Annotated in this window: 16 protein-coding genes; 6 read left to right on the forward strand and 10 right to left on the reverse strand. The window is 71.4% G+C overall.

Features of this window, described 5'->3' with window-relative positions:
• Positions 1 to 25: 25 nt before the first annotated feature.
• Both B2363_RS12075 and B2363_RS12080 read right to left on the reverse strand, forming a co-directional pair.
• The gene (locus tag B2363_RS12075) at positions 26 to 1,177 is read right to left on the reverse strand and encodes an acyl-CoA dehydrogenase family protein (protein ID WP_286930541.1); all 1,152 of its coding nucleotides are present in this window, start codon (positions 1,175 to 1,177) and stop codon (positions 26 to 28) included.
• On the reverse strand, positions 1,174 to 2,901 hold the full coding sequence (locus B2363_RS12080) for an acyclic terpene utilization AtuA family protein (protein WP_286930543.1): 1,728 nt from the start codon (positions 2,899 to 2,901) through the stop codon (positions 1,174 to 1,176). Before B2363_RS12080 ends, B2363_RS12075 begins: the two co-directional genes overlap by 4 nt.
• A gap of 102 nt (positions 2,902 to 3,003) precedes the next feature.
• Here B2363_RS12080 and B2363_RS12085 point away from each other — a divergent pair, with 102 nt between their 5' ends.
• Complete coding sequence (locus B2363_RS12085) at positions 3,004 to 3,384, forward strand: hypothetical protein (protein ID WP_286930545.1); 381 nt, start codon at positions 3,004 to 3,006, stop codon at positions 3,382 to 3,384.
• Position 3,385: 1 nt separating this feature from the next.
• Here the strand turns inward: B2363_RS12085 and B2363_RS12090 are convergent, their stop codons facing one another.
• The 3 genes from B2363_RS12090 to B2363_RS12100 all read right to left on the reverse strand — a co-directional run bounded on the left by B2363_RS12090 (position 3,386) and on the right by B2363_RS12100 (position 6,876).
• On the reverse strand, positions 3,386 to 4,852 hold the full coding sequence (locus tag B2363_RS12090) for an NAD-dependent succinate-semialdehyde dehydrogenase (RefSeq protein WP_286930548.1): 1,467 nt from the start codon (positions 4,850 to 4,852) through the stop codon (positions 3,386 to 3,388).
• 2 nt (positions 4,853 to 4,854) lie between these two features.
• The gene (locus tag B2363_RS12095) at positions 4,855 to 5,967 is read right to left on the reverse strand and encodes an alcohol dehydrogenase catalytic domain-containing protein (protein ID WP_181753856.1); all 1,113 of its coding nucleotides are present in this window, start codon (positions 5,965 to 5,967) and stop codon (positions 4,855 to 4,857) included.
• A 126-nt stretch (positions 5,968 to 6,093) separates the two neighbouring features.
• Positions 6,094 to 6,876 carry a hypothetical protein gene (locus B2363_RS12100; protein ID WP_286930550.1) on the reverse strand — a complete coding sequence of 261 codons (783 nt, stop codon included), beginning with the start codon at positions 6,874 to 6,876 and terminating at the stop codon, positions 6,094 to 6,096.
• 108 nt (positions 6,877 to 6,984) lie between these two features.
• Between B2363_RS12100 and B2363_RS12105 the strand changes: the two genes are divergently transcribed.
• Positions 6,985 to 7,242 (forward strand): GlsB/YeaQ/YmgE family stress response membrane protein, encoded by a 258-nt coding sequence (locus B2363_RS12105; RefSeq protein ID WP_181753849.1) that lies wholly within the window; start codon positions 6,985 to 6,987, stop codon positions 7,240 to 7,242.
• Between the two features lie 14 nt (positions 7,243 to 7,256).
• A complete protein-coding gene (locus tag B2363_RS12110; RefSeq protein ID WP_286930551.1) occupies positions 7,257 to 8,198 on the forward strand; it encodes a DUF1214 domain-containing protein in 942 nt (313 codons plus the stop codon).
• Between the two features lie 7 nt (positions 8,199 to 8,205).
• On the opposite strand, the gene B2363_RS12115 is transcribed toward B2363_RS12110, so the two are convergent.
• From B2363_RS12115 to B2363_RS12125, 3 genes are read right to left on the reverse strand one after another with little or no spacing between them, the layout of a single operon-like run.
• Positions 8,206 to 8,721, reverse strand: coding sequence for a hypothetical protein (locus B2363_RS12115; protein WP_286930552.1), 516 nt, complete (start codon positions 8,719 to 8,721; stop codon positions 8,206 to 8,208).
• Between the two features lie 33 nt (positions 8,722 to 8,754).
• Positions 8,755 to 9,282, reverse strand: coding sequence for a DUF1990 family protein (locus tag B2363_RS12120; protein WP_286930553.1), 528 nt, complete (start codon positions 9,280 to 9,282; stop codon positions 8,755 to 8,757).
• A 2-nt stretch (positions 9,283 to 9,284) separates the two neighbouring features.
• Positions 9,285 to 9,641, reverse strand: a complete 357-nt coding sequence (locus B2363_RS12125; RefSeq protein WP_286930555.1) for a nuclear transport factor 2 family protein — start codon at positions 9,639 to 9,641, stop codon at positions 9,285 to 9,287.
• 136 nt (positions 9,642 to 9,777) lie between these two features.
• Here B2363_RS12125 and B2363_RS12130 point away from each other — a divergent pair, with 136 nt between their 5' ends.
• Positions 9,778 to 10,431, forward strand: a complete 654-nt coding sequence (locus tag B2363_RS12130) for a hypothetical protein (RefSeq protein ID WP_286930556.1) — start codon at positions 9,778 to 9,780, stop codon at positions 10,429 to 10,431.
• 96 nt (positions 10,432 to 10,527) lie between these two features.
• Positions 10,528 to 11,229, forward strand: a complete 702-nt coding sequence (locus B2363_RS12135) for a hypothetical protein (protein ID WP_286930557.1) — start codon at positions 10,528 to 10,530, stop codon at positions 11,227 to 11,229.
• Between the two features lie 47 nt (positions 11,230 to 11,276).
• Here the strand turns inward: B2363_RS12135 and B2363_RS12140 are convergent, their stop codons facing one another.
• Positions 11,277 to 12,068: a TIGR03084 family metal-binding protein gene (locus B2363_RS12140; RefSeq protein WP_286930558.1), complete on the reverse strand. Its 792-nt coding sequence runs from the start codon at positions 12,066 to 12,068 to the stop codon at positions 11,277 to 11,279.
• Positions 12,065 to 12,667, reverse strand: a complete 603-nt coding sequence (locus tag B2363_RS12145) for a TetR/AcrR family transcriptional regulator (protein ID WP_181753835.1) — start codon at positions 12,665 to 12,667, stop codon at positions 12,065 to 12,067. The genes B2363_RS12140 and B2363_RS12145 overlap by 4 nt, the downstream gene beginning before the upstream one ends.
• Before the next feature lie 180 nt (positions 12,668 to 12,847).
• Here B2363_RS12145 and B2363_RS12150 point away from each other — a divergent pair, with 180 nt between their 5' ends.
• A complete protein-coding gene (locus B2363_RS12150) occupies positions 12,848 to 14,983 on the forward strand; it encodes an Ig-like domain-containing protein (protein ID WP_286930559.1) in 2,136 nt (711 codons plus the stop codon).
• Positions 14,984 to 15,030: the final 47 nt, after the last annotated feature.

Raw genomic sequence — 15,030 nt, forward strand, 5'->3', positions numbered from 1 at the left:
CAGGGGCGGCCGGGCGCGGGTCACGTCAGTACCCCAGCAGCTTCGCGGCGAGGTCCTTCATGACCTCCGTGGCGCCGCCGCCGATGCCGAGGATGCGGGCGTCGCGGTAGTGGCGGTCGATCTCGGACTCGCGCATGTAGCCCATGCCGCCGAAGATCTGCACGGCCTCGTGGACGACGAACTCCACGCACGCGACGGCCTCGTTCTTCGCGACGACCGCGTCGAGGATCAGCGTGGGATCGGACTTCGGGGTGTCGAGCGAGCGCTCGACGACCTGGCGGGTGAGGGCCCGTGCGGCGGCCGTGCGCGAGTGCATCTCCACGAGCTTGTGGCGGATCACCTGGCGCGCGATGAGCGGCTTCCCGAACGTCTCGCGCTCCTTCGCGTAGGCGACGGCGAGGTCGAGGGCGCGCTGCGCCGTGGCGTAGGCCTGGGTGGCGAGGTTGATGCGCTCGCCGACGAACTGCTGCGCGATGTAGTAGAAGCCGGCGTTCTCCTCGCCGACGAGGTTCTCCGCCGGCACGCGCACGTCCTCGAAGGAGAGCTCGGCGGTGTCGGAGCAGTGCCAGCCCATCTTCCGCAGGCTGCGACCCACCGTGAAGCCCGGCGTGCCCTTCTCGATGACGAGCAGGCTGATGCCGCCGTGGCCCTCGCCGCCCGTGCGGACGGCGGTCGTCACGAAGTCGGCGCGGACGCCACTGGTGATGAAGGTCTTCGCGCCGTTGACGACGTAATGGTCGCCATCGCGCACGGCGCGGCTGCGGATGTTCGCCACGTCCGACCCGCCGCCGGGCTCGGTGACGCCGAGCGAGCCGATCATCTCGCCGGCCAGCGTGGGCCGGACGTACCGGTCGATGAGGTCGGTGTCGCCCGAGTCGATGATGTGCGGCGTCGCGATCGAGTGGGTGAACAGGCTGGCCTGCAGGCCGGTCGAGCCGCCGGCGGCCATGATCGCCTCGGTGGCGATGACCGAATCGACCATGTCGCCGCCGTCGCCTCCGACCTCCTCCGGGAAGCCGATCGCGAGGAACCCCGCCTTCGCGGTGCGGCGGTGGAGCTCGCGCGGGAGCTCGCCGTCGTCCTCCCACTGCGGCAGGTGTGGTGCGATCTCGGCGCGGGTGAAGTCCTCGACCGCGGTGCGGAGCGCGTCGCGCTCGGGGGTGTTCCAGGCGTTCATGCGAGCAGCTCCTCGGGGATGGGCACGACGCGGGCGCGCAGCCACTCACCGAGCGCCTTGGCCTGCGGGTCGAAGCGGGTGGACGAGGCGACGCCCTCGCCGAGCAGTCCGTGCAGGATCACGTTCACGCCCGCCAGGTTCGGCAGCGGGTGGACGTCGATCTCCAGGTCGGCCGCCTCGGGGAACAGCTCGCGGATCCGCTCCTCGGTGAGGAGCTTCTCGAGCCACGCGTAGGCCGTGTCCCGTCGCGGGTGCGCCGCCGGGATCCACACGCCGACGTTCGCGTTGCCGCCCTTGTCGCCCGAGCGCGCGTGGACGAGGCGTCCGAGGGGGATCTCGCGGAACTCACCTCCTTCGGCCCAACTTTTGTGACGCGTTTCGCCCGTTGAGGGAGCCACGGGCCGAACGCCGTCACAAAAGGTGGCGGGCGGAGCGACCTCGGTCCGGGATCCGTCCGCGTGGACCACGACGTGGGGCACCTCGGCCTGCGGAACGTAGGCGGCGCGGTAGATGCCGTAGGGGGCGCCGCGGCCGGGAGGGGCGGTCATCGTGAAGCCGGGGTACGACGCGAGGGCGACCTCGACGGCGGCGCCGCTGAACGCGCGGCCCACCGCGTTCTGGTCGGCGTCCTTCACGTGGCAGCGCAGGATCGCCGCGGCCTCGGGCTGCGTGGCGGGGTCTGCCTTGTCGGTGCGGGCGAGGTCCCACACGATCTCGGCCGGCGGGCTCGACGCGAGTGCGGACTCGATCTGTGCCCGCACCCACGCGGCCTTGTCCTCGATGTCGAGGCCCGTCAGCACGAACTCGACGCTGTTGCGGAACCCGCCGAACGCGTTGAGGCAGACCTTCGTGGTGGCCGGCGGCGCGGTGCCGCGGACGCCCGCGATCCGCACCCGGTCGTCGCCGTCGGACGCGAGGTCGATGCTGGTCAGGTCGACGACGACGTCGGGGTTGAGGTACCGCTGGTCCTGGATCTCGTAGACCAGCTGGGCCGTGACGGTGTCCACGGTGACCGCGCCGCCGGTGCCCTCGTGCTTGGTGATCACGACCCCGCCGTCCTCGGCGATCTCGGCGATCGGGAAGCCGAGGGGTCGCGAGGTGTCGATGTCGCGGAAGCCGCTGAAGTTGCCGCCGGTGGCCTGCGCGCCGCACTCGATGACGTGGCCGGCGACCACCGCACCGGCGAGCCGGTCGAAGTCCTCGCGGTCCCATCCGAACTCGGCGATCGCCGGCCCGACCACGACGGAGGCGTCGGTGACGCGGCCGGTGACCACGATGTCCGCGCCGGCCCGCAGCGCCTCGGCGATGCCGAACGCTCCGAGGTAGGCGTTGGCGGTGAGCGCGTCGCCGAAGCCGAGCTCGGCCGCCCGGGCGACGAGATCGTCACCCTCGACGTGCGCGACGGACACCTCGACGCCCTGTTCGGCGGCCACCTCGCGGATCGCGGCGGCGAGCCCGGCGGGGTTGAGGCCGCCGGCGTTCGCCACGATCCTCACGCCGCGCTCCTTCGCCAGCGCGAGGTTCTCGGTGACCTGCATGAGGAAGGTCTTCGCGTAGCCCAGGTCGGCGCTCTTCATCCGGTCGCGGCCAAGGATCAGCATCGTCAGCTCGGCGAGGTAGTCGCCGGTCAGGTAGTCGAGCTCGCCGCCTTCGAGCATCTCGCGCATCGCGGAGAGGCGGTCGCCGTAGAAGCCCGAGCAGTTGCCGACACGAAGGGTACGCACGTGACCAGTGTCGTGCCTCACATAGAAACAGTCAAGCCTGATTGTAAGTTCATCGAGGAGTCGTCGCAGCCGCCGTCCCCCGGCCACCTCTAGGCTCGCGACATGGTGACCACCGCCGCGCTCGCGGCCTGCCTCTTGCTCGCAGCCCTGGCCGCCTTCCAAGTCGCGCTCGCCCTCGGGGTGCCGTGGGGCCGGTTCGCGTGGGGCGGCCAGCACACCGTGCTGCCGACCTCACTGCGCGTGGGCAGCGCGCTCTCGGTCGCGATCTACGTCGTGATCGGCGCGATCCTGCTGGCGCGGGCGGGGTTGATCTCGCTCGGCGTCTCCGACCGCACCGTCGAGATCGCGGCCTGGGTAGTGACGGGCTACTTCACCCTGGGCATCGCCATGAACCTCGCGTCGCGCAGCCGGCCGGAGCGCCTGGTGATGGCGCCGACCTGCGTCGTCCTGGCCGTGCTGTCGGGCACGGTCGCCCTCTCCTGAGTCAGCGGGCGATGCCCACGTACTGGTACTCGAGGTACTCGTCGATGCCCTCGCGGCCACCCTCGCGGCCGAGCCCGGAGTGCTTCACGCCACCGAACGGGGCGGCGGGGTCCGACACGACGCCCGCGTTGACGCCGAGCATCCCGAACTGCAGCCGCGGCGCGATCCGCACGACGCGGTCGAGATCCTTCGCGTAGACGTAGCCGACCAGTCCGTACTCGGTGGAGTTCGCCAGCGCGACGGCCTCGTCCTCGTCGGCGAACGACTGCACGGGCGCGACCGGGCCGAAGATCTCCTCGGTGACGACGCGGGACCGCGCATCCACACCCGACAGGACCGTCGCGGGGTAGAAGTGACCGGGGCCGTCGGGCAGCTCGCCGCCCACGACGACCCGCGCCCCGCGCTCGACCGCGTCGGAGACCAGTCCGTGCACGCGCTCGCGGCTGCGGTCGTCGATCAGCGGTCCGAGGTCGGTTCCGGGCTCGTCGCCGGCGCCCACACGCAGGTCGCCCATGCGCGCGGCGAAGCGCGTGACGAACTCGTCGTGCACCTCACGGTGCACGAGGAAGCGGTTGGCCGCGGTGCAGGCCTCGCCGATGTTGCGGGTCTTGGCGGCGATCGCGCCGTCCACGGCCGCGTCGAGATCGGCGTCCTCGAACACGATGAACGGGGCGCTGCCGCCGAGCTCCATCGAGCACCGCAGCACGCCCTCGGCGGCCTGGGCCAGCAGCGCCTTGCCCACGGGCGTGGATCCGGTGAACGAGAGCTTGCGCAGGCGCGGGTCGGACAGCAGTGGTCCGGTCGTGCCCGCGGGATCGGTGGTGGTGAGCACGTTGATCACACCGGCCGGCACGCCGACCTCCTCGAACACCTTCGCCACGGCGAGGGTGGTCAGGGGCGTCAGCTCGGCCGGCTTGACGATCGACGTGCAGCCGGCGGCCAGGGCCGGACCCAGCTTGCGGGTGGCCATCGCCAGCGGGAAGTTCCACGGCGTGATCAGCAGCGACGGCCCGACCGGACGCCGGTCGACCATCATCTGGAGCTTGCCGGACGGCAGCGTGCCGTAGCGGCCGTCGATGCGCACGGCCTCCTCGGAGAACCAGCGCAGGAACTCCGCGCCGTACGTGACCTCGCCGCGCGCCTCGGCCAGCGACTTGCCCATCTCGGCGGTGATCAGCCGGGCGAAGTCGTCGGCGTGCGCGGTGATGAGGTCGAACGCGCCGCGCAGCAGGTCGGCCCGCTCGCGCGGCGAGGTGGCGCCCCACGACTCCTGGGCCGCGTCGGCCGCGGCGAGCGCTGCCTGGCCGTCGGCGGCGGTGCCCTCGGCGACCTCGGTGATGACCTTGCCCGTCGCGGGGTCCTCAACGGCGAAGGTCGCCCCGCCCGAGGCCGGCGTCCAGCGCCCGTCGAGGTAGAGGTCGGCCGGGTGGCCGGAGAGCAGGGACTCGATGAAGTCGGCGACGCTCACGCTCACTCCTTCGTGAAGTCGATGATCTGGCGCAGCTCGGACCCGTCGGCCAGGTCGTCCATGGCGCGGTTGATGTCGTCCAGCGCGATCGTGGAGCTGACGAGGTGCTCCAGCTGCAGGCGGCCGGCACGCCACAGCTCGACGAACACGGGGATGTCGCGCTTCGGCACGGCCGAGCCGAGGTAGCTGCCGACCAGCGTCTTGCCCTCGGCCACCAGGGCCAGCGGCGACAGCTCGATCGTGTCGTCGGGCGCGGGCAGTCCCACGGTGATCGTCTTGCCGCCCGGCGCAGTGAGGGCGATCGCGGCGGCGAAGACGCGGCCACTGCCGACGGCCTCGATCACGGCGTCGGCCTTGAAGCCCGACTCGGCCGCCTCTGCTGGCGTGAGCGCCTCGTGCACGCCGGCCTGCAGCGCGGCCGCGCGCTTGTGCTCGAGCGGGTCGATGCCGACGACGCGCACACCCTCGTACGACAGCGCGGTCAGCGCCGCCGCCAGACCGACACCACCGAGGCCGACCACGGCCACGGTCTGGCCCGGCGTCGGCTTCGCGACGTTGATGATCGCGCCGCCGCCGGTGAGGACCGCGCAGCCGAGGACGGCGGCCATGTTCGGCGGCACGTCGTCGTCGACGGGGACGAGCGAGCGGTGGTCCACGACCGCGTGGGTGGCGAACGCCGAGACGCCGAGGTGGTGCGTGACGGGCGAGCCGTCGCGGGTGAGCCGGCTGCCACCGGCGAGCAGCTCGCCGCCACCGTTGGCCACCGAGCCCGGCACGCACGGCGCCATGCCATCGGTGGCGCAGCCCGCGCACTCGCCGCAGCGCGGGAGGAACGTCATGATGACCCGCTGTCCCACGGCGAGGTCGGTGACCTCGGCGCCGACCTGCTCGACCCGACCGGCGGCCTCGTGCCCGAGCAGCATCGGCACGGGGCGCGGGCGCTTGCCGTCGACGACCGAGAGGTCGGAGTGGCACACCCCCGCCGCCTCGACCCGCACGAGCACCTCGGTGGGCCCGGGCTCGGCCAGGTCGAGCTCGGCCACCCGCAGGGGCCGGGACTGCTCGAAGGGGCTCGATGCCCCGATGGTCTCCAGGACGGCGCCACGAATCTTCACTTCTGCTCCTCGTCGATCAGCCACGTCTGCTCGCTGGACGCTACCGCGCGAGGCGCGTGGCTGGCGACGGCAGTCTCGCGGATCTGGACGGCCGCGCCGCTCCTTTCCGCGGGATGCGCTCGGACCTCAGCGGTCGTCAGCCGGGTGGAGGTCCTCGAGGATGCGCCGCGCGACCGTGCGGCGGTCGGAGGTCCGCTCTCCGACCGGGCCCGCCAGCAGGGTCTCCACCGCGGTGCCGAGGCGCGTCCGCTCCGCCGACGACAGGTGCGTCAGCGCACGCTCGGTCGCGACCAGCGCGTGGTACTGCTCGAAGGTCGAGCGACTGTCCCCGATCGCGTCGGCCAGGACGTCGGCGCTCGCCAGCCGCGGGTCGGCCTCGATGAGCGCGAGCGCGGCGATCCGGTCGCCGTCGGATCCGCCATCGAAGATCCGAGCCACGTCGTCGGCCGAGAGCGCGTCGGTGTCGAGGGCGCGGGCATCGCGGAGGATGCCCTCCATGCGGGAGGTGCGGTCCCACCCGGACGGCTCGGTCTCCCGAAGGCGCTCGTAGCGCGACCCCACCAGGGAGGCCGCTGCGAGGAGTCCTTCCGCGCGGCGCTCGAGCTGTTGCGCCTGCTCGGCGTCGCCGGCCGCCCGGGCCCGGGCCGCCTGCTGGCGCACGCTGCGCGCACGGCGCTCCAGCTCGAAGCGGACGCCTGCTGCCTCGATCGCCTCGAGCCGGTTGCCGAACACCGACAGCGCGCAGATCGCGACGCCGGCCGCGACCAGCGCGGTGGAGCCGAGCTCGTTGTCGGTGAGGAACACGGCCACGCCACCGGCCACGAGGACGAGCACCCCGAAGACGACGCCCGCGACCCGCGCCGAGCGCGTCAGCACCGGCCCAGGAGCTTCCACCGGCGCGTGGGACATGCGTTCAGCGTAGGTCCGCGAGGGCTCGACGACGAGCCGTCGAGCGCCGGAGAACCGCGGAACACGGCCCTCTGTCCCTGGACCCCGGGGAGGCCCTAGCCTTGCGCCATGCTCATCCTCGCGATCATCGTGTTCGGAATCCTCGTCGGCGGCCTCGCCCAGATGGCGCTCGGCCGCCGCATGGAGTCGGTGAACTGGACCCTGGCGATCGCTGCCGGCCTCATCGGCTCGCTGCTCGGCGGACTCGTCGCCAGCCTCATCGCGGGCGACGGCCTGGAGCTCCGCGCGAGCGGACTGATCGGCTCCTTCCTCGGCGCCATCGTCGTCACCGCCGCCTGGGGCGCGCTCTCCACGCGCCGCGCCTGATCGCGGGAGCCACCATGGCCCTCCACGTGAACGCCGACAACTTCGTCGGCGCCGAGACCGCCCGCATGTTCCACGACTTCCAGGCGGAGGCCGGTGCGGTCAACGTGTTCTCGCACGTGCGGGAGCCCTCCCCCATCGAGAACCAGCTCGTGGTGCGGCTCAACCGCGACACGCTCTACAGCTTCGCGGTCGTCGATCTCGCGCAGGACGTGGTGCTCACCCTGCCCGACTGCGGCGAGCGCTACCTGTCGGCGATGCTCGTGAACGAGGGTCACTTCGTCCCGCTCGTGCTGCACGCCGCCGGCCCGCACCGGCTCACCCAGAACGAGGTCGGGAGCCGCTACGCGGCGCTCGCAATCCGGATCCTCGTCGACTCGCAGGACCCCGATGACGTCGCCGAGGTCAACCGCCTCCAGGACGCGCTCTCGATCGAGTCCGGGTCGGCGGTGCCCTTCGCGCTCGACGACTACGACAAGGCCAGCTTCGACGCCACCCGTGACGCGCTCCTGAAGCTCGCCGCCGGGCTCTCCAGCTTCGATCGGACGTTCGGCCGGCCCGACGAGGTCGACCCCGTCCGACACCTCATCGGCACGGCCGCCGGCTGGGGTGGCCTGCCGTCCTCCGAAGCGGCCTACGTGGGCGTGCAGCCCGACGGCGACGGCCCGTACGAGCTCACGATGGCCGACGTGCCCGTCGACGGCTTCTGGTCGATCTCGGTCTACGACGCGAAGGGCTTCTTCGCCCAGAACGACCGCGACTCCTACAGCATCAACAACATCGTCGGCGTCCCGAACGAGGACGGGTCCGTGACCGTGCGCTTCGGCGACTTCGGACCCGACGTGCCGAACGCGATCCCCACGCCGGAGGGTTGGAACTTCCTCGTGCGGCTCTACCGGCCGCGCCCCGAGATCCACGACGGCACGTGGAAGGTGCCCGCGCTCGTCCCGGCGTCCTGAGCCGCGCTCAGTGCAGCAGGGCCTTCGCGGCCACCAGGAACAACCCCAGCAGGCCGGCCATGAAGGCCTCGACCGACGCGCGGCGAACGCTCAGCCCCGCGCTCAGCGAGGCGAGCAGCACTCCCACGCCCAGCTGCAGGATCGTCCAGATCAGGCACAGGTAGATCGCGGTGCTGTCTGAGGCACCGAGGGCGACGGCCAGCAGGTAGGCGACGATCACCGGCACGCCGCCGAGCAGGACGCCGGCCTGGAGCCCGACGTGGCGGGCAAGGCGCCGGTGCAGCGGGTCGGCCTGGCGGCGGAGCTGGTCGCGCAGCGCGTGCAGGTAGACGTGGGTGAGCCAGTAGACGACGAGCACGACCGCCCACGCGAGGAAGACTCCGGAGGTGTGCTCGGCGTGCGCGCCGGCCACGGTCACGGTCGCCGCGCTGACGATGGTTCCCTCGATCGGCGCGCCGATGTCGTCCACCAGGAGCGTGCGCATCCTCGAGGAGGAGGCCATCGCGTCGCTCACTGGGTCCATGGCCAGCAGGCTACCGACCGCGGGACGCCGGGCTCAGACCCGGTCGAGGGCCCGGAGGTACCGGCGCGTCATCGCGGTCTGGACCAGCGTCGTCAGGGGCCCGCCCAGCCGCGCCAGCCGGGTGGCGGGCCGTGAGTAGGCAGCGATCGTGAAGGTCAGCGATCCGTCCGTGCGGCGCTCCACGACGAAGGACTCCTCCCCCGACTCCGGGTGTCCCGGCAGGGATCCATAGGCGAAGCCCGCCCGGTCGGGCTCCTCGATGACGTGAACCACGCGGCAGGGGATCTTCACGCCGACCGTGCCGAGGCCCAGGGTCATCTGCACGACCGTTCCGAGCTGCGCTCGGGCGTCGGACGCCCTCACGTGGAGCCCCGACCGCTCCTGCACGCGCCATGCGAGGAGGTCCTCGACGGCTCCGGCGAAGTCCCGCCGAGTCAGCGTGCGCTGCCTCGTGAAGTGGTGGAAGCCGGGCTGCGGCGCGGGCGTCGCGCCCACGGGTGAGTAGGTGAACGGAGCGGCCCGCAGCCAATCCGCTTCGCTCGCGGGGAGGACGTCGACCATGCTCAGCCGACCGGCACGACGTACGACTCAACCTCGGCGATGAGGTCGCCGCGGAACGTGAACAGGTCACAGAAGACGAAGGAGAACCGCCCGGCCTGCCGGTGACGGCCGGCTCCCGTCCCGGTGATCACGAGGACGTCGCCCGCCTCGGTCGTCCGGTTCACGGTCAGCTCCGGGCTGCCCTCGAAGTCCGGGTTCTCGATCTCGGTGTCGAACTCAGCCCTGCCGCGCGTGGTGCGCAGGCCGTGCACGTGCCACACCACGTCGTCCGTCAGGCAGCCGAGCACCATCGCGTGGTCGCTACGACGGAAGCCCTCCACATAGCGGTCGAGGACCTCGAGCCGGGTCTGGGTGGTCATGGACGGCACTCTGCCAACGCGCCGAGCATCTCGCCAGTCCTGCTCGGCGGCGAAAGTCGTCACGCGACCCAGGTACGGATTCGACCGTCCGCCGCTCTCCACTGGAGAACCAGCGGCTCGACAGATGGAGAGACCCATGCCCAGGGATCGAACGACCACGAACACCCACCACGTCTCCGGGAGGAACCGTCGCGCCCGCGGACTCCTGCTGTCCCTCGGGCTGGTGGTTGGCCTGCTCGCCGCGGCGCCGGGCGCCCAGGCGCGCGAGGCCACCACACCGGATCCCGCAGGCGGCGGCTCCAGCGCACTCGACCTCCACAAGGTCAAGGTCGTCAACAACGCCAAGGGCGTGCGGATCACCGTGAGGATGAAGGCCGTCGACTGGGAGGCGGAGTCGACACCCGTCGGCGAGTTCCGTCTGCTGCTCGACACGAACGCCTCGTCGCCCGGCGCGGAGTTCGCCGACGAGGTCGGCATCCCCGGCGACGGCGGCTTCCGCGCGCTCAAGGGGTCGAAGAAGCACCGCAAGAGCTGGGTGACGTACCCGTTCCCCGGAACGTGCGGCAAGACCGTGCGCGAGCGGTACGACCTCGAGCACGGCCTGGTCGTCGTCCACGTCAAGCCCAAGAAGGGCTGCCTCTTCCACCCGAAGCACGTGCGCGTCAACGTGAGGACCATCCAGTCCGGCTACATCGACGCCAGTGGCTACAAGCCGTTCACGCCAGCCCGTGTCGACCACCTGCCGTACAAGGGCAAGTTCACGCCGTGGGTGAAGTACTCGCGGAGCTGACCGAGAGAAGCACGAGGGCCCGGCCATCGGTCGGGCCTTCGTGCGGAACGTCGCAATCCGCGAACGAGCGGACGCTGGTTGCCTAGGCTCTCGTACGTGAAGTTCGTTGTCCTCGCCCTCGTCGTCTCGTCCGCGCTGGTCCTCGCGGGGTGCGGACCCTCGGGCCCGGGCGTCGACCCGGACGAGTACGGAGCCGTCGTCGAGGAAGCGCCCTCCGAGCTGCTGACGGAGGCCCAGATCCAGAAGGCGCTGCTCACCGTCAACGACCTTCCCGACGGCTGGAGCTTCAACTCCGACTTCGAGGGTGGCGGCGAGGACGATTCGCGCACGACCTCGGAGGACCCCGGGTGCGAGGAGTTCACGGCCGGCCTGACCAACACCGACGGCACCCTGACAGCCGGCGAGGCCGAGGTCACCTTCTCCAAGAGCGAGTACGGCCCCTTCCTCACCCAGACGATCCGCTCGAAGGGCGGTGACGACGCGGTGAAGTCGATGAAGTCGTTCAAGAGCGCGCTGAAGGGCTGTGACTTCTACACCATGATCGACGGCGCCGGAGGCGTGAGGACCGACTACGTGATCTCCGACCTGACCTTCCCTGACCTGGGCGACGACACGGTGGCGCTGACGATGCGCGCCACCACGGAGGGGCAGACCATCGACCTGCCGATGGCGATCGTCCGGGTCGACCAAACCTTGGTCATGCTGGCGACATTTCAGCTGGGCGGCGGCACGGGAACCCAGGAGTTCGAGGCCGTGGTGCGCACCGCCGTGAAGAAGGTCAAGAAGGCCTCCGCCTGACGAGGTCGCCAAACGAGCGGGGCTTCCCCTGACTATGGGGGGAAACTTCAGCGCTCGGCCAGCGGCCGGGGGTCGTTGCCCGGGAGGCCGGCGAAGGCCTGGACGATGTCGAGCCAGTGGTCAGCGGCGGGGCCGGTGGCGGTGACGTCGACGTCGGAGCGGTGGCGGCGCCGGGTGGCCAGGAGGGCGAAGTCCCAGCCGTCGCCGGTGACGCGCTCCTCGGAGTTCTCGGGGCCCCACGTCCACAGCTCGCCCGACGGCCCGGTCAGCTCGACGCGCGGCTCGACGGCCGGCGGCTCCTCGCCGCGCATCTGGTGCGTGAAGGCGAAGGTGCGCACGCCGATGTGGCAGACGTGCTTGGCGCGGTCGGTGCGCGGCACCGCGATGCCGAGGGCCTCGGCGACGTCGTGCCCGTGGGCCCACGTCTCCATCAGCCGCGCGGTGGCCATCGAGACGGGACTCATCGGCGGTCCGAACCACGGGATCTTGTTACCGTCGGGGACCGACTGCAGCGCCTCGACGAGGTCGCTGCGACCCTGGCGCCACGCCGGCAGCAGCGACTCCGGCGGCTCCTCCGCCAGCTCGTCGGTGGCCTGGTCGATGTAGCCCTCGGGATCCTCCAGCGCCGCCACGATCAGGGCGTCGAACGCAGCCTTGTCGTTGATCGCGTAGGTCGAGGTGACGTCGGTCCAGTGCAGGTGAGCCACCTGGTGGGCGACGGTCCAGCCCTCGGGGGTGGTGACGGTGCCCCACTGGTCGGGCGTCAGGCCGGCGACCCACCCGTCCAGCTGCAGCGATTCCGCGGCGAGGTCGTCCAGGACAGTGTCGAGTTTGTTCATCGTTCCAGTTCTCGGTCGAGGGTGTCGGCCCAGGCGTCGAGGATCGAGGCCCGGCGTGCGGAGTCGTCGGTGAGGGTGGCGGCCAGGCCGAGGCCGCGCAGGAGGTCGAGCGTGGCCTGGACCAGCTGGCGGTTGCGGCCGCGCGACTCGTCGACCTCCAGCAGCTCCACGGCGCGCGCGTGCGTCTCGCGGCCCAGCCGGCGCTCGAACGGCGCGACCTTCTCCAGCAGGTCGGGGTCGGTCCGCGCCGCGACCCACAGCTCCAGTGCAGCGAGGAACGCCGGCGAGGTGACGAGGTGGGACAGCAGGCCCAGGACCACCCGGGTGCGACCGCTCTCGGGCAGCTCGTCCGGGTCGATCGCCAGCTCCTCGCGGCGGCGCTCGGCGATGTACTCCACGGCCGCGACGACGAGGTCCTGCTTGCTGGGGAAGTGGTGCAGCTGCGCACCGCGACTGACCCCGGCGCGCTGACTCACGACCGTCGTGGACGTGCCGGCCCAGCCGACCTCCACCAGCGAGTCGACCGTGGCCTCGAGGAGCCGCTGGCGCATGAGCCGCGTGCGCTCGGGCTGCGGGGTCCTCGTGGGGCTTTCGGTCACTGGCCCAGCATCCTCGACCGCTCACTTACAGTCAAGCCTGTTGGTTTCTTCCTCCCCGGACTGGAGGGCGTAGTCACTTGTGACGGTTGATACGTAAACAACCTTCTGGGGCCAGCGGGAAAACCTAGAGTCGCACACGCGGGGTGAGCGCTCCGTACCCCCACTCGAGAGCGAATCTCCATGTATCGACGCGTCACCTCCGTCGCGACCAGTGCGGCCGTCGGCCTCGCTGCCGCTGTGGCCCTCATGCCCGCCAGCGCCCAAGCGGCCCCCGAGACGTTCACCGGACGCGTCCAGGTGATCGTCGGCGACACCATCATCGGCTGCGCGTCCACCCAGATCCAGGCCTACGGCGACCTCCCGGGGATCAGCCAGTCCACCGACGGAGCACTGCGCGTCTCCGTCTCGGCAGGGACCCAGCAGCAGATGGCGATCGAGGGTCGGGACGGAAGCGTGCTCGGCGTGGACGACTCCGCGGCCGCCTACCCGATGACCGGGACGGATCCGCAGTACACCTTCCTCAGCATGCAGGAGCCCCTCGCCGCGGGTTCACCGTCGGTCGCGCGGCGTCAGAGCGCGATCTGGTCGGTCGATCCGGCCACGATGGATCTCTCCGCGGCCTACGTGCGCGACGACCTCACCGTCCTGGACATGACGGCCCACACGTTCGGGCACGAGTACTTCATCTCCCTCACCCCCAACTTCGCTGCCGTGGCGAACGAGTTCTCGATGGCGCGCCAGGCCACCTTGCGCCTCGGTGAGGCCTGCTCCGGTCTCGTGCAGGTCGATGAAGCGCAAGCCATCACGTTCACCTCCGCCGCTCCGAGCCCCGCGTACCCGGGCCAGACGTACACGGTCGCGGCGACCGGCGGCGCGTCCGAGAACGCGGTCAGCTTCTCGTCGGCGACCTCCGCCGTCTGCTCGGTCGACGGCACCACGGTGACGTTCGACGCCGTCGGCACCTGCACGATCGACGCGAACCAGGCCGCGGCCACGGGCTACTCGGCCGCCCCGACGGTGAGCCAGGACATCGCCGTCAGCGCGATCGCCACCTCGGTCGCACTCGACCTCGCTGACGCCGCGGTCGTGACCGGCCAGACCACCACCGCACGGGCCACCGTCGACGTCGTCGCGGGCACGGTCGCCGCGGCGGGCGGCTCGGTCCAGTTCGCGGTCGACGGCACCGACGTCGGAGCGCCGGTCGCCATCGACTCCGACGGCCTCGCGTCCAGCCCCGAGCTCGGCGCGGGCGTCGGCTCGCACCAGGTCACCGCGACCTACGTCCCCGCGAGCGCCCACCACCTCGGCTCCACGAGCAGCGCCTCGCTGACCGTCACGGCCGCGAACACCACCACGAAGGTCTCGGTGAAGCCCACCGAGCTCTCGGCCACCGTCGCCCCGGTCGCGCCGGGCGCCGGCACCCCCACCGGTGACGTCACGTTCCGCGTCGACGGCACGAAGGTCGGCACCGCCGCCCTCGCGGACGGCATCGCGAAGCTCGACTTCACCGTGCCGACCGACACGGCGCACGGCGTCTCGGCCGAGTACACCGGCAGCACGGACTTCAACGCCTCCTCCGCGTCGACCTCGCGCTCGAACCCGACCATCACGAGCCGCGTGAGCTCGGCCCAGAAGTCGCGCGGCGGCTGGTACCGCACGCCGGTCACGGTCTCGTTCACCTGCGACGCCAAGGGCGCCGAGCTGGCCACCGCCTGCCCGAAGCCCGTCACGGTGTCCCGCCAGGGCGCCAGCCGGGTGTCCCGCACCATCCACACCGCCGACGGCGGCGTCGCCACCGTCACCGCCTCGGTCAAGCTCGATCGCAGCGCCCCGAGCGTCGGCGTCAAGGGCGTCAAGCCCGGTCACAGCTACTTCGACGCCCCCACGCCGAAGTGCTCGGCCAAGGACTCGCTCTCGGGCGTGAAGACGTGCAAGGTCACCACGCAGCGTCGCGGCAGCAAGGTCGTCGTGACCGCGAAGGCCACTGACGTCGCCGGCAACGTCCGCAGCAAGCGGGTCTCGTACCGCCTCGCCGCCTACACGATCCAGGGCGCCAAGCGGAAGAACGGCGTCTTCCAGGTCCGTCACGGCGAGACCTACACGATTCGCGTCCGCGGATCCAAGGCGAAGTACGTCTACGCCACCCCCGCGCCGGGCAAGCCGCACCGCGGCTCGGTCCCGTTCAAGAAGGCCGGCAAGAACACGTGGGCCCTCGGCGTGACGATGTCGATGACGACGAGCGCCACCCGCTCGTGGAACCTCGGCTACACGCAGCACGGCAAGCTGCACGTCATCAAGGTGAAGGTCATCGGCTGACCCGCACCCACTGACGGAGGTTTCCTGTCACTTCGCGAGGTTCGCGA

This window comes from Aeromicrobium sp. UBA7512, assembly GCF_002476985.1.
GTDB lineage: Bacteria > Actinomycetota > Actinomycetes > Propionibacteriales > Nocardioidaceae > Aeromicrobium > Aeromicrobium phoceense.